This window comes from Thalassococcus arenae (assembly GCF_019104745.1).
GTDB classification, from domain to species: domain Bacteria; phylum Pseudomonadota; class Alphaproteobacteria; order Rhodobacterales; family Rhodobacteraceae; genus Thalassococcus_B; species Thalassococcus_B arenae.
Window position 1 is genome coordinate 919,487 of sequence record NZ_JAHRWL010000001.1, and the last position, 14,141, is coordinate 933,627.

The 14,141-nt window shown below is 68.3% G+C and carries 14 protein-coding genes; 8 read left to right on the plus strand and 6 right to left on the minus strand.

All coding sequences use genetic code 11. The features are described from left to right. Nucleotides 1-99 precede the first annotated feature (99 nt). Nucleotides 100-1,047, plus strand: coding sequence for an L-threonylcarbamoyladenylate synthase (locus KUH32_RS04650; protein ID WP_217776889.1), 948 nt, complete (start codon nucleotides 100-102; stop codon nucleotides 1,045-1,047). 65 nt (nucleotides 1,048-1,112) lie between these two features. On the opposite strand, the gene KUH32_RS04655 is transcribed toward KUH32_RS04650, so the two are convergent. Next, entirely contained in the window at nucleotides 1,113-1,847 is a 735-nt protein-coding gene (locus KUH32_RS04655; RefSeq protein ID WP_217776890.1) for an NAD(P)H-dependent oxidoreductase, read from the minus strand. 3 nt (nucleotides 1,848-1,850) lie between these two features. Next, on the minus strand, nucleotides 1,851-2,435 hold the full coding sequence (locus KUH32_RS04660) for a YqgE/AlgH family protein (protein ID WP_217776891.1): 585 nt from the start codon (nucleotides 2,433-2,435) through the stop codon (nucleotides 1,851-1,853). Nucleotides 2,436-2,575: 140 nt separating this feature from the next. Here KUH32_RS04660 and KUH32_RS04665 point away from each other — a divergent pair, with 140 nt between their 5' ends. After that, entirely contained in the window at nucleotides 2,576-3,358 is a 783-nt protein-coding gene (locus tag KUH32_RS04665) for a protein-disulfide reductase DsbD domain-containing protein (RefSeq protein ID WP_217776892.1), read from the plus strand. Here KUH32_RS04665 and KUH32_RS04670 read toward each other — a convergent pair. The 4 genes from KUH32_RS04670 to KUH32_RS04685 all read right to left on the minus strand — a co-directional run bounded on the left by KUH32_RS04670 (nucleotide 3,342) and on the right by KUH32_RS04685 (nucleotide 9,650). After that, nucleotides 3,342-6,731, minus strand: coding sequence for an efflux RND transporter permease subunit (locus tag KUH32_RS04670; protein ID WP_217776893.1), 3,390 nt, complete (start codon nucleotides 6,729-6,731; stop codon nucleotides 3,342-3,344). The genes KUH32_RS04665 and KUH32_RS04670 overlap by 17 nt on opposite strands. A gap of 3 nt (nucleotides 6,732-6,734) precedes the next feature. Next, entirely contained in the window at nucleotides 6,735-8,189 is a 1,455-nt protein-coding gene (locus KUH32_RS04675; protein WP_217776894.1) for an efflux RND transporter periplasmic adaptor subunit, read from the minus strand. An 85-nt stretch (nucleotides 8,190-8,274) separates the two neighbouring features. Next, nucleotides 8,275-8,817 (minus strand): molybdenum cofactor biosynthesis protein B, encoded by a 543-nt coding sequence (gene moaB / locus KUH32_RS04680; RefSeq protein WP_217776895.1) that lies wholly within the window; start codon nucleotides 8,815-8,817, stop codon nucleotides 8,275-8,277. Nucleotides 8,818-8,876: 59 nt separating this feature from the next. Next, nucleotides 8,877-9,650: a uracil-DNA glycosylase gene (locus KUH32_RS04685; protein ID WP_217776896.1), complete on the minus strand. Its 774-nt coding sequence runs from the start codon at nucleotides 9,648-9,650 to the stop codon at nucleotides 8,877-8,879. Nucleotides 9,651-9,811: 161 nt separating this feature from the next. Here KUH32_RS04685 and KUH32_RS04690 point away from each other — a divergent pair, with 161 nt between their 5' ends. From KUH32_RS04690 to plsY, 6 genes are read left to right on the plus strand one after another with little or no spacing between them, the layout of a single operon-like run. Beyond that, a complete protein-coding gene (locus KUH32_RS04690; protein ID WP_217776897.1) occupies nucleotides 9,812-10,762 on the plus strand; it encodes an aspartate carbamoyltransferase catalytic subunit in 951 nt (316 codons plus the stop codon). 5 nt (nucleotides 10,763-10,767) lie between these two features. Next, entirely contained in the window at nucleotides 10,768-11,301 is a 534-nt protein-coding gene (locus KUH32_RS04695) for an aspartate carbamoyltransferase catalytic subunit (protein WP_254899084.1), read from the plus strand. Then, a complete protein-coding gene (locus tag KUH32_RS04700; protein WP_217776899.1) occupies nucleotides 11,298-11,858 on the plus strand; it encodes an aspartate carbamoyltransferase catalytic subunit in 561 nt (186 codons plus the stop codon). Before KUH32_RS04695 ends, KUH32_RS04700 begins: the two co-directional genes overlap by 4 nt. Further along, nucleotides 11,855-12,247, plus strand: a complete 393-nt coding sequence (locus tag KUH32_RS04705) for a hypothetical protein (protein ID WP_217776900.1) — start codon at nucleotides 11,855-11,857, stop codon at nucleotides 12,245-12,247. The genes KUH32_RS04700 and KUH32_RS04705 overlap by 4 nt, the downstream gene beginning before the upstream one ends. Next, nucleotides 12,244-13,524, plus strand: coding sequence for a dihydroorotase (gene pyrC / locus KUH32_RS04710; RefSeq protein WP_217776901.1), 1,281 nt, complete (start codon nucleotides 12,244-12,246; stop codon nucleotides 13,522-13,524). The genes KUH32_RS04705 and pyrC overlap by 4 nt, the downstream gene beginning before the upstream one ends. Next, nucleotides 13,524-14,132 carry a glycerol-3-phosphate 1-O-acyltransferase PlsY gene (plsY, locus tag KUH32_RS04715; RefSeq protein ID WP_217776902.1) on the plus strand — a complete coding sequence of 203 codons (609 nt, stop codon included), beginning with the start codon at nucleotides 13,524-13,526 and terminating at the stop codon, nucleotides 14,130-14,132. Before pyrC ends, plsY begins: the two co-directional genes overlap by 1 nt. Nucleotides 14,133-14,141: the final 9 nt, after the last annotated feature.

Genomic DNA, 14,141 nt, shown 5'->3' on the forward strand with positions numbered 1-14,141 from the left:
TTGGCAAACACGGGGCCCTCGGATAGCAAGGGCGTCAACTCGACCGGCAGGGTAGCCCTGCCGCCCGCCCGAACCAACCGAAACGCGGCGTCACGGCCCATGCCCCTTTTGAATACCGAAACCTTGCAGGCCGACACGGCCGGGATCAAGCGCGCGGCCGACCTGCTGCGCGACGGCAAGCTTGTCGCCTTCCCGACCGAAACGGTCTACGGCCTGGGGGCCGATGCCGGCAACGACCGGGCGGTAGCACGGATCTACGAGGCCAAGGGACGGCCCAGCTTCAACCCCCTGATCGTGCACCTGGCCGAACTGGACGCGGTCAAGGCGCTGGTCGACTGGTCCGATGACGCCGAGGCGGTGGCGGGCGCGTTCTGGCCCGGGCCGCTGACGCTGGTCCTGCCGCTGCGCGCCGGCGCACCGGTGTCGCGCCTGGTCACGGCGGGTCTCGACACGCTGGCGATCCGGATGCCCGCGCATCCGGCGGCCCGCGCCCTGCTGGCGGAATTCGGCGGCCCGGTGGCCGCGCCCTCGGCCAACCGATCGGGCCAGATCAGCGCGACCCGGGCAGAACATGTCCTGTCGGGGCTGTCGGGCCGGATCGAGGCCGTGATGGATGGCGGGCGCTGCCCGGTAGGGCTTGAATCGACCATCCTCGGACTGGCCGGCCGGCCGACGCTGCTGCGGCCCGGCGGGATCGGACCGGAACTGCTGGAACAGGCCCTGGGACGGCGGATCGCGCAAAGGCACGAGACCGACGCGATTTCGGCGCCGGGCCAGTTGGGCTCTCACTATGCGCCGAATGCCCGGATGCGGCTGAACGCCACCGATTGGGAAGCGGGCGAGGCGCGTCTGGGTTTCGGAGACGTGGACTGCGACCTGAACCTGTCCCCGGGGGGCGACCTGGTCGAGGCGGCGGCCAACCTGTTCGAGTACCTGCACCGGCTGGACGCATCGGGCGCGGCGGTGATCGCGGTGTCGCCGGTGCCGCATCGCGGGCTGGGTGTGGCGATCAACGACCGGCTGTCGCGCGCTGCGGCGCCGCGGTAAGGGGGCCAGCCCCCTTTGGCGGCAAGCCGCCATTCACCCCCGGAGTTTACTTGGCAAGATGAAGATCAGCCGTGGAACGGCCAGAGCGGCGCGATACCGGGCTTGAGGCGTCCGGCTGCATCGAAATCGTCATCGGGGTGAAAGCGCCAGCGCGGGCGGTTCGGCAGATCGGCGATCAAGGCCTGCTGCGCCCCCAGGCGCGCCGCCAGCCGGGTGTCCAGGGCGGCCTTGTCGGCGCCCTCCCAATAGCCGTGCACGCCGTGTTCGGCCACCGGCTCGGCGATGTCGAAACCGCAATAGCGCAGGGTGTAGGCCAGCGGCCAGAGCAGCAGGTCCAGCCGCCCCTCCTTGCCGCCCGGCCCGACCTCGGCCGCCCCGGCGCCCGTGGTCACGCAGAACAGGGCCGTCTTGCCTCGGCACGGGCCGGTGTCGAATCGGTGATCGACATCGTGCAGGCGGCCATGGATCAGCGCGCGGTCGCACCAGCCCTTGAGAATGGCGGGGGGACCGAACCACCAGATCGGGAAATGGAAGACCACGAGCTCGGCGGCCTCGATCTTGGCCGCTTCCCGCGCCGCATCGGCCGATACGCGGCCCGTTTCCTGCGCCTTGAGCGGGTCGTACGCACCCTCGATGCCGGACGGCGCCGCACGTTCGGCCGGATCGAAAGCCATGGCATAAAGATCGGATTGCAGCACCGTGTACCCGGCATTCCGGGCTGCCCGGGTGCTGGCTTGCGCCCAGGCCGCCGTGAAAGAGACCGGGGACGGATGCGCCGAGACGATCAGGCAGGTGGCCAAGGATCAGGCCCGTCCACCCTCGGACGACAGCATCAATGCCGGCACCCCGATGCTGGCCAGTGCCGCCTCCCATTTCTCGGCATCCGGCTTGTCGAAGACCAGCGTCGCGCTGGCATCGCAGACCAGCCAGCCGTTGCGGGCGATCTCGCCCTCGAGCTGCCCGGGCCCCCAGCCTGCATAGCCCAGCAGAACCAGCCGCCGCGCCGGTCCCTGGCCGCGGGCGATTTCCTCGAGCACGTCCAGCGTGGCGGTCATGTGGATGCCGTCCGTGACCTGCAGCGTCGTCACCACCGAGGCGTAATCGGGCGAGTGCAGCACGAAGCCGCGCCCGGTTTCGACCGGTCCGCCGAAATGCACCGATTGCTTGCCGATATCCCCGCGCATGTCGATCGACAGGTTTTCCATCAGGTCGCCCAGCGACACGTCGCCGACCGTCTTGTTGACGATCAGACCCATCGCGCCTTCGTCGCTGTGTTCGCACAGCAGCACGACGCTGTGTTCGAATCGCGGATCGCCCATTCCCGGCATGGCGATCAGCATCTTTCCGGTCAGCGACGTCGTGGCGGTGCTGCGATCGGCCTTGGCCATGCGGAAACCCCTTCGGCTTGCTGCACCAGCATGGCCAAGCCGCGCCCGGGGCGCAAGGGCGGCAGGGCGCGGGGCGATCACGGTTCGCATCGCCGGAACGTGACTTTCCATTTCATTGCAAAGCGGGCATCTGGCAGATCATGATCCGTTCGCTTCTTCTTGCCTGTGCCGCCATTGTGGCCGCCCCGCTTGGCGCACAATCCTTCGACGGTGTCGTCGAGGCGCAGTTGCGGCCCGGCTGGCGGCTGGCCGATGGCAGCCACATGGCGGCCTTGCAGCTAAACCTGGCCCCGGGCTGGAAGACCTATTGGCGCGCCCCCGGCGATGCCGGCATTCCGCCCTTGTTCGACTGGCGCGGCGGCGCGGCAGTGTCGGTGCTGTGGCCGGCGCCGGAAGTGTTCCACCAGTCCGGCATGCGTTCGGTGGGATATGACGACACGGTAGTGCTGCCGCTGCGCGTCGTGCCACAGCGCGCGGGCGACAGCGTGGCGCTGAGCGGAACCATCGATATCGGCATCTGCGAGGAAGTCTGCATTCCCTATCGCGTCTCGGTCGCCGCCGAATTGCCGGCCGGCGCGACCAAGCCGGATTCGGTGATCGTCGCCGCGCTGGCCGATCTGCCCTATTCCGCGGACGAGGCCGGTGTCCGCGCCGTGACCTGTTCGGTGGCACTGGACGCCCAGGGCCTGCGGTTGCGGACCGAGATCGCCATGCCGAAACAACCGGGGGCCGAGACCGTCATCGAAACCGCCGATCCCGAGATCTGGGTGGCCGAGCCGCGCAGTTGGTGGGAAGGCGGGCGGTTGATATCGGAAACCCGGCTGACGCACATGGCGGGCGGCGCATTGGCGCTCGACCGGTCGCGGTTGACCATCACCGTGCTGGGGCGCGACCGCGCGGTCGAGATCAGGGGTTGCGACTGATCATGCGCCGGCGGCGCAGCAGCGCGAGGCCCGCAAAGACATAGGCCGCCACCGAAAAGGCCGCCACTCCGGCCAGGAACAACGCGAAGGCGACCGCCATCGGTGCGGTGTCGGATGCGGGCAGCAGACCGCTCAGCGCCGGCGGCAAGGCCCCGGTGAGCGCGACAGACCCCATCGTCACCGCCAGCCAGCCAAGCACGAGGGCACCGGCAAAGGCGAATCCCGTCCGGATCCGCGCGGTGCGGAATCGCAGGCCGCGCCGGAACGCGGCCACCAATCGCCCGACATCGTGCTGGATCGCCACCAGCGCCGGCACGACCAGCAGCACCAGAAACATGCCGAAGCCCAGCCCGTAACACAGCGCGATGACGGTCGGTTTCAGGAACTGGGCATCGGCGGAACGTTCGTACAGCAGCGGCGCCAGGCCCAGCACCGTGGTCGCCGTGGTCAGGAAGACCGCACGCAGACGGTCGGCGGCGCCGTCGATGATCGACGGGATCAGCCCCCGTTCCCTGGCGTATTGGTCGATCTGGGTCACCAGCACGATGGAATCGTTGATGATGATCCCGGTCATGCCCAGCAGGCCCACCACCGTGAACATGCTCAGCGGCACGTCCCATTGCGCGTGGCCATAGATCGTGCCGACCAGGCCGAAGGGGATGATCGCCATCACCACGACGGGGCGCGTCCAGCTGGCAAAGACCCAGGCCAGCGTCAGGTAGATGCCCAGCAGGACCAGGATCAGCCCGGTGCGGGCATCGGCCAGGAATTCGTCTTCCTGTTCCGACAGCCCGGCCAGCCGGTATTCGACCTGCCGTTCGCTGGCGATGCGCGGCAGGATCTCCTGTTCCAGCGACTGCATGATTTCGGTGGCGCGGGCGGGATTGTCCTCGGAGATATCGCCGGTGACGGAAATCAGCCGGATGCCGTTTTCGCGCCGCACGGTGGAAAAGCCGGTGCGCCGTTCGACGCTGACGATGTCGGCCAGCGGCACGTATTCGCCCGCACCGGTGCGCAGGAACATCCGGTCCACGAAATCGGCGGTCAGTTCTGCGGCAGGCAGTTCGACCCGGATCTCGGCACTGCGCGGACCGTCCGGATAGGTCGCCGCCTCGATCCCGCCCAACCGGTCGCGCAGCACCCGCCCCAACCCGTCGATGTCGAACCCGAGCGCGGCGCCCTGCGGCGTCAGTTCCAGGATCAACTCTTCCTTGTCGTAGGTCAGGTTGTCCTCGATCGCCGACACCTCGGGGAACTGCACCATCGCCGCCTTGAGGTCTTCGGACGCGGCCTTGAGGGTCTCGACGCTGGCGCCGAAGAATTGCACGTCCAGCGCGTCGCCCCCGGGTCCGGCGCGCCAACCGCGGAAGCTGACGGTTTCGGCCATCGGGTGACGCACGATGCGATCCTGCAATTCGCCGACGAAGGCAAAGCTGGAATAGGGCCGCAGATCGGCTTCGATCAGCTCGATGGAAATGCCACCCAACTGGTCGGCATCCTTGGTGTCGGCCCCGGCGAGGTATCCGGCATTGCCGCCGATCTCGGCGATGACATAGGCCAGTGGGTTCAGGCCGTATCGGTCCTCGTATTCGCGCCCCAGCTCTTCGGTGGTTTCCTGCAGCAGCCGCATCTGCGCCAGCGTGTCGGCGCGCGTGGCTCCGGGCGCCATGGCGAAATTGCCGGTGACCGAGGATTGTTCGGGCGCATTGAAGAACCGCCATTGCACGTCGCCGCGGATGAACAGCGCGGCCTGGCTGGCCAGCAGCAGAACCGCCGTGGCCAGCACCGCGTAGCGCGCCGCGATGACCCCGGCGATCAGCGGACGGAACAGCGTTTCGCGCACCCAGACGAAACCGCGATCGACGATGCGCGAGGGCATGTCGTACCAGTGCCGCTGCGCCGAGGCGGCGATGGCGTGGGCCATGTGGTTGGGCAGGATCAGGAAACACTCCACCAGCGACGCCGCCAGCACGACGATCACCGTGAACGGGATGTCCTGGATCAGATCGCCAAAGCGCCCGCCGATGGCGACCAGGCCGAAAAAGGCAATGATCGTCGTGATGGTGGCGGAAAACACCGGCTGAACCATCCGCAACGCCGCGCTTTCCGCGGCGTCGTAGGGTTTCATGCCATGCCGCCCCAGATGCGCGGCGTGTTCACCCACCACGATCGCGTCATCGACGACGATGCCCAGCGTGATGATCAGGGCAAACAGCGAAATCATGTTGATGGTGATCCCGAAGGCATACATCAGCGCGATTGCGGCCAGCATCGCGGTGGGGATGCCCGCCGCGACCCAGAACGCCGTGCGGGCGTTGAGGAACAGGAACAGCAGGGTCACGACCAGCGCCAACCCGGTCAGGCCGTTGTCCAGCAGGATGTTGAGGCGCCCCGTGATCGCCTCGGCGCGGGTGCGGATCAGCTCGATCGTCACGCCTTCGGGCAACGAGGCCTGCATCGTGCGCGCGACGTCCTCGACCTGGCGCTGGATGCCGATGGCATCGCCGCGGTCGGACCGGTCGACGCGGATCGAAATCGCCGGGTCGTCGCCAACGAAATAACTGCGCTCGCGGTCGATGCCTTCGACCCGGACCGTTGCCACGTCGCCGACCGTCAGCTTGGAGCCGTCCGGGTTCGAACGCAGCACGATGGCCGCCAACTGGTCGGCGCTGCGCTTCTCGACACCGGTGCGCACCCGCGCCCCGGCGCTGCCCACGTCGCCGGCCGGATCGGCCTGCACCTCGCCGGCGATGGCCTGGGCGATCTCGGCCATGGTCACGTCGTAGGCGATCAGGTTTGCCGAAGGCACCTCGATCACCGTGCGCGGCGCCGCGACGCCCCGGATCGTCGTGCGTGTGACGCCCTCGGCGAACAGTCGCGTGACCATTTCGTCGGCGAAACGCGCCAACTGGTCGACGCCGACCGGTCCGGTAATGACCAGGTCGGTGACCCGATCGCGCCAGGCGCCGCGCCGCACCTCGGGATCTTCGGCGTCCTCGGGCAGGTTCGTCACCGTGTCGACCGCGGTTTGCACGTCATCCGCCGCACGGCTCATGTCCCAGCCGGGCTCGAATTCCAGCTCGATGCTGGCGCGCCCTTCGCGTGACACGGAACTGGTGCTTTCAACGCCTTCGACGGTCAGCAGCGCCGGTTCCAGCACCTGCACGATGGCGACATCGACATCCTCGGCCCCGGCGCCGTCCCAGCGGACCGTCACATCGACATTGTCGACGATCACGTCGGGAAAGAACTGCGCCCGCATGTTCGGAGCGGCCAGCAGACCGGCGGCGATCAGGATCACCAGCAGCAGATTCGCAAGCGTGCGGTGCCGGGTGAAATAGCCGATGATCCCGAGGGCGCCGCCACCGACCATGCGTCAGCCCCCCATCCGGGATTCGATCCGCTGCACCATCTCGGCCGGGACCATCTTCTGTTCCAGGGTGGTCAGGATGCGGGTCTTGGCTTCGGCCGGCATTCGGTTGTTGGTCTCGACGAAGGCCCGCAGCTTGGCGCGGCGCTCGTCGGTCAGCTCCAGCATCTCGGGGGCCACCGGTTCGGCGTTGTCGCTGCGCAACGGGCGCACCTTGATCCCGGCCCCCAGCAGCGGCGTGCGTTCCGCCACCACCTCGCGCCCGGCCAGGTCGCGCGCGCGGACCAGCACATCGTTGCCCTGGCGGCGCAATACGTTCACCGACGCCGTTTCCAGGCGATCGTCTTCGCCCAATACCAGCACGGTGCCGGCGGCGTCGACGGCGGTCGCCGGCAAACGCGAAACGAATGGCAAGGGCGGCTCCTCGATCGAAACGGTCACGAAATCGCCCGGCTTCAGCCCGCGCGGCGCGTCCAGCGATGCAAACAGCAACCGCCCTGTCTGGCCTTCGGCCACCGCCGCGCTTTCGCGGATCAGCGTCCCGCTGGCGGTCAGATCGACACCCAGCACATCCAGCGTCACCTTGACCGGTGCAGACCGCAAGGCACCGGTTTCAGACAGCAGCCGGGTGTATTGCGGCGTCGAGATGCGAAACGCGACTTCCAGCGCGTCCGGGTCGACCAGTTCGGCCAGCTTTTCGTTTTGCGACACCAGACGCCCAGCCACCACAGACACGTCGCTCAGCGTGCCGGCAAAGCCTGCACGGATCTCGGTATCGGCCAGCCGCCGCTCGGCCTCGGCCAGCGCGATCTCGGCGCGGTTCAACCGTGTCGCGGCCTGATCGATGCGCGATTCGGCCTGCGCCACGGCGCGGCGTTGCGTCAGCACCGCCTGCCGCGCCGACGAGGCCGCAAGTTCCGCCGTCTCGACCGCCGCTGCGGTGCCGACGTTGCGCGCCAGCAGATCCTGCTGCCGCCGCAGCGCCTGTTCGCGCAAGGCCACTTGTTCCTCGGCCGAGGCCAGTTCGTCGACCGCCAGCCGCAAGGCCCTGTCGGCCTCGCGCTGTTCGGCTTGTGCGTCCAGCACTTCGCTTCCGGCGCGGTCCACTGCGGCCTGGGCATCCGCGGGATCGACCCGGGCCAGCAATGCGCCCTGGCTCACCCGTCCGCCATCGACGAAATCGGGCGACAGGTCGATCAGCGTTCCACCCATCGCAGCGCGCAGTTCCAGGGTGCGGCGGCTTTGCACCGTGCCGAAGGCGGTCAGGACCGGCACCTCGGTATCCGGCCGGATCGTCACGACGTTGACGGAAAAGACCCTTTCGCGGGCGGGTGGCGCGCCCGGTTCGTCGGAAAGGCGCGCCTCGACCGCATCGCGGACAAGAACGCCGGCCCAGAGCAGAAGGCCCAAGGTCAGGGACAAAAGGAACAGCCCCGTCAGGCTTCGCCTCAAGAAACGCATTCTGCCTCCGGGTCGCGGTGCGATAGATCAAATCTAGTCACCGCTGCGAATTTGCCAAGCAATGGTCGTTACACGGCTTTGTGCATCATTTCCGTCGCCGATGTTCGTCCAGCCGGGGAAAAATCTCGACAAAGTTGCAGGGGCGGTGCCGGTAATCCAGCTGAAGCGCCAGGATTTCGTCCCATGCATCCTTGCAGGCGCCGGGGCTACCCGGCAGCGCGAACAGGTAGGTGCCGCCCGCCACGCCCCCCGTGGCGCGGCTTTGCACGGCGCTGGTGCCGATCTTGCCGAACGAGATCATCGTGAACACCGTGCCGAAGGCGTCGATTTCCTTTTCATAGACATCGCGATGCGCCTCGACGGTCACGTCGCGCCCCGTCAGCCCGGTGCCGCCGGTGGAAATCACCACGTCGATGCCGGGATCGGCGATCCAGGCGCGCAGCTGCGCCGCGATCTCGTCACGCTCGTCCTTGACGATCTGGCGGTCCGCCAGCACGTGACCCGCAGCTTCGATCCGCGCCACCAGCGTGTCGCCAGAACGGTCCTCGGACACCGAGCGCGTGTCGCTGACCGTCAGAACCGCGATGCGGACCGGGATGAATTCCTTGGTTTCGTCGATTCGGGACATGGCCGGGCTCCTTCCGCCATCACGCTACGCCCGCGGCGACGCGATGCCCAGAGGGCGGATCACTTCGTGGCGTCCAGCCGCGCGCTCAGCTCAAGCAGATCGGCCCAGGCCTCGCGCTTGAGATGCGGCTGGCGCAGCAGGTAGGCGGGGTGAAACATCGGCAAGGCAGGGCGGCCCTCGGCCTCGGTCCAGTTTCCGCGCAGCCGGGTGATCCCGCGCTTGCCCAGCAGCGCATCGCAGGAAACGTTGCCCATGATGACCAGGAAATCCGGCTCGGCCAGGGCGATGTGCCGCTTGAGGAACGGCTTCATCATCGCGATTTCATCGGGCTTCGGGTCGCGGTTCTGCGGCGGACGCCAGGGCATGACGTTGGTGATATAGACGTTGTCCGCGCGGCTGAGCCCGATGGCCGCCAGCATCCGGTCCAGCAACTGCCCGGCGCGGCCGACAAAGGGTTTTCCCTGCAGGTCTTCGTCGCGCCCGGGCGCTTCGCCCACGATCATCACGCGGGAACCGGCGGCGCCATCGGCGAAAACCAGGTTGCGCGCGCCGCGCCGCAGTTCGCAGTGCGGGTAGGCATCCATCGCGTCGCGCAGCGCGCCCAGGTCCGGCGCGTTGCGCGCAGCGATCTCGGCCTCGGCCACAGGATCGGCCTGCGGCGCAAGCGCCGGCGCCGCCAACGCCGCTGCTTTCGGTTTGGCCGGCTGCGCGCGCGCCGACTCTTCCGCGGCAAAGCGGTCGACCGGCGCATCTTCCAGCGCCTCGTCCACGCCCATCTCGCGTTGCCAGTCCAACGCGGCGCGGGCCGCGTGCCAATCCAGTGCCGATTCCATCCCGCGACGTTAGGACTGCAACGCGGCAAAGGCCAGCGATCGCATCGCCGCGACAATGGCCGCGAAACTGCGCCTTTCCGCCACCGACCCGAACAACGCGCCACGCCCCTTGCCGGCACGGAACGCGCTTTCTATAACGACGCGGCTTTGGGGAGACTTTCATGCGGTTCGATCAGCGGCATCTTCTGGGCATCGACCCGCTTCGCCCGGACGAAATCACCACGCTTCTCGATCTGGCCGACCAATACGTCACCCTGTCCCGCCGCCGCGACAAGCACGCCAACGCCCTGGCCGGACTGACCCAGGTCAACATGTTCTTCGAAAACTCGACACGCACCCAGGCCAGCTTCGAGATCGCGGGCAAGCGGCTGGGCGCGGACGTGATGAACATGTCGATGCAGGCCAGTTCCATCAAGAAGGGCGAGACCCTGATCGACACCGCGATGACGCTGAACGCCATGCATCCCGACCTGCTGGTCGTGCGCCACCCGCAATCGGGTGCCGTGGCCCTGCTGGCGCAAAAGGTGAATTGCGCGGTGCTGAACGCTGGCGACGGGCGGCACGAACATCCCACCCAGGCGCTGCTGGACGCGCTGACGATCCGCCGCGCCAAGGGGCGGTTGCACCGGCTGACCATCGCGATCTGCGGCGACATCGCCCATTCCCGCGTGGCGCGGTCGAACATCCTGCTGCTGCACAAGATGGAAAACCGCATCCGCCTGGTCGGGCCGCGCACGTTGATGCCCGCCGGGATCGACGCGTTCGGCGTCGAGGTCTACGAGGACATGAACGAGGGCCTCAAGGATGCCGACGTGGTCATGATGCTGCGGCTGCAGAAGGAACGCATGGATGGCGGCTTCATCCCGTCCGAGCGCGAATACTACCACCGCTTCGGGCTGGACGGGGAAAAGCTGGCCAGGGCCAAGCCCGACGCCATCGTCATGCATCCCGGCCCGATGAACCGGGGCGTCGAGATCGACGGCACGCTGGCCGACGACATCAACCGCTCGGTCATCCAGGACCAGGTGGAAATGGGGGTCGCCGTGCGCATGGCGGCCATGGATTTGCTGGCGCGCAATCTGCGTGCCCGGCCCAAGGAGATCGTGGCGTGACCAGTATGCAGATCAACGGATCGGAAACCGGCATCGTGCGGCTGTTTCACCTCGACCTCCCGCGCGAAGCGGTCGAACGGTTCACCACGCAAGCGGGCACCGGTGAATGGCCGCTGAAATACGCCCTGGGCGCCAAGACCCTGCGCGCCGATTTCGTCGATGTCGTCGATATCCGCGATCTGGGCGATATGGTCCTGTCGGACTACCTGGCGCAGGCGCATAACGCGACGGGGTCGGATTTCCGTGCGTTGCGGCAGCGTATCGATGCGCTCAGGGGACACGCGGTCGTCATCCCCTCGCAAGCCTTCGGCAACACGGCACAGACGCTGACCGTGGCCAACCCGTTGCGCTGGATCGGCACCTTCGGCGAGGTCAAGCCCAAGAGCCCCGGCCCCAAACTGCAAAGCGACGCCGCCAGGCCCGGCGAAAGCCGCCCGGCCGACACGCAGCCGCCGATCCGGACCAGCGGCGCATTGCGGCTCGCAACCCTGGGTCTCGGCGTGCTGGCGATCCTGCTGCTGGCGCTGTTCCTGCGGTGACCGGCGCCACCGAAACCGGTTCCGGACAGTCGGGCTGGGACGGCATCCTTGCTGACGGCGAGATGGTTGTCTGGCAGGGCAAACCCAGCCGACGCCTGCGGATCGGACGTGTCGACATGGCGCGCACCGGAATGGGCCTGGTCTTTGTCGTGTTCGCCATCTTCTGGATCAGCCAGACCGCGCCGACCGCCGGTAGCGGCATGGCGCGTGTCTTCTCGCTGGCGGGCCTGCTGTTTCTGGCCATCGGGCTTTACAATGCCGGCGGGCACCTCGTTTGGCGCGGCTTCAAGCACCGCTTCACCACCTACACGCTCAGCGACCGGCGCGCCTTTATCGCGACGAACCTGCCGTTGCAGGGCCGCCGTCTGCAAAGCCACCCCATCGCGCCGGACGCCGCCGTGGCGCTGGAGGATGGCGAACCCGGATCGGTCTGGTTCGCGCATCGCCATGTCGGCCACGACAGCGGCAGCCGCCGCGTGCCGGTCGGGTTCGAGAACATCAGCGCGCCGCGCGCGGTCTACGACCTGGTGCGCCTTGTGCAGCGGGGCGCGGCATGACCTTCGCACCCGACCGCACCGCCTATTTCCGCGCCCACAACACGCTGGCCGCCATCGCGATGGGCGCGGGCATGCTGGTGCTCTGGCTGGCCGGCAACCCGCATGTCTGGACCGGCGCCATCGGCGGTCTGGCGGCGGTGGCCCTGCGCGGCTGGTACCTGATGGACGAAGAACTGGCCCAGGTCTGGACGCTGGCCGACGGCGTGTTGACCGGGCCGCAGGGACGGCGCGTGGCGCTGGCAGACATCGCCCGCTTGCGCAAGCTGGGCACGGCGGTGCAAGTGGTCACCACCGGCGGCGACAAGCACCTGATCAAGTTCCAGGCCGACCCCGACGCCACCATCGCCCGCATCGACGCCGCCCGACCCCCGGAAAGACGCCAGCCATGACCAAGATCCTGATCGCCAATGCCCGCCTGATCGACCCAGAGGCCGGCACCGACGCGCCGGGCGCGGTGCTGCTCGACAAGGGCCGGATCGCCGAACGTTTCGACACGCCCCATCCGCAAGTCGCCGACGCGGCGGTGATCGACGCGAATGGCGCCTGCCTGGCGCCGGGCATCGTCGATATCGGCGTCAAGGTTGGCGAACCGGGCGAGCGCCACAAGGAAAGCTTCAAGACCGCGGGTCTGGCCGCCGCGGCGGGCGGCGTCACCACCATCGTCACCCGGCCCGACACGGCGCCCGCCATCGACACGCCCGAGACGCTGGAATTCATCCGCCGCCGCGCCAACGAGACCGCACCGGTCAACGTGCTGCCGATGGCGGCGCTGACCAAGGGCCGGCAGGGGCGCGAGATGACCGAGATCGGGTTCCTGATGGATGCCGGGGCCGTCGCCTTCACCGATTGCGACGCCGTGGTCGCCGACACCAAGGTGCTGGCCCGCGCAATGACCTATGCCGCGTCGCTGGGTGCGCTGGTCATGGGCCATCCGCAGGAACCGGTGCTGTCGGCCGGGGCCGCGGCCACCTCGGGCAAGTTCGCCACGCTGCGCGGCCTGCCCGCCGTCTCGCCGATGGCCGAAAGACTGGGGCTGGAACGCGACCTGGCGCTGGCCGAAATGACCGGCGTCGCCTATCACGCGGACCAGATCACCACCGCCCGCGCCCTGCCGGCGCTCGACCGGGCGCGGCAGGCCGGTCTCGACGCGACCGCCGGCACCTCGATGCATCACCTGACGCTGAACGAGCTGGACGTTTCGGATTACCGCACCTTCTTCAAGGTCAAGCCGCCGCTGCGTTCCGAAGACGATCGCCTGGCGATGGTCGCCGCCCTGCGCGACGGGCGGATCGACATCGTGGGGTCGTTCCACACGCCGCAGGACGAGGAAAGCAAGCGCCTGCCCTTCGAGGAAGCCGCCAGCGGCGCGGTGGGCCTGGAAACCATGCTGCCGGTGCTGCTGCGGCTCTATCACGCCGAAGAAGTCGACCTGCCGACGCTGTTCCGCGCGCTGTCGCTGAACCCGGCGAAACGGCTGGCGCTGGATTGCGGCAGGTTGGCCAGGGGCGCACCGGCCGACCTGGTGATGTTCGACCCGGACAAGCCGTTCGTCCTGGACCGCTTTCAGCTGCAATCGAAATCCAAGAACACGCCGTTTGACGGCGCGCGCCTGCAAGGTAAGGTCCTGCGCACCTTCGTCGCCGGAAAAGAGGTCTACGCCGCCTGATGCCCGAGATCGCCTCCTCTCTGCCCGTCCTGCTGGTCTGGGCGGCTCTGGGATACCTGCTGGGGTCGATCCCGTTCGGCATGGTGCTCAGCCGCGTGTTCGGGCTTGGCGATCTGCGCAAGATCGGGTCGGGCAATATCGGTGCGACCAACGTGCTGCGCACCGGTCACAAGGGCGCCGCGGCGGGCACGCTTTTGCTGGACGGGGGCAAGGGCGCGGTGGCGGTGCTGCTGGCGCGCGCCCTGGCGGGCGAAGACGCGGCACAGCTTGCGGGGCTGGCGGCCTTTGTCGGCCATTGCTACCCGGTCTGGCTGGGCTTTCGCGGCGGCAAGGGCGTGGCGACGTTCCTGGGCATCGTGCTGGCGCTGGCCTGGCCGGTGGGCCTGCTGTGCTGCGCCACCTGGCTGGCGGGCGCGGCGGCCTCGCGCATCTCGTCGGTCGGCGCGCTGGCGGCGTCTGCATCCAGCGCGGTTTGGGCCCTGATCACCGGCCACGGCCAGATCACGCTGCTTTGCCTGGCGTTGACTGCGCTGATCTTCTGGCGCCACCGCGCCAACCTGGCCCGGCTGCGCGCCGGGACCGAGCCGCGCATCGGCGCCAAGGGCTAGGCCGGGATT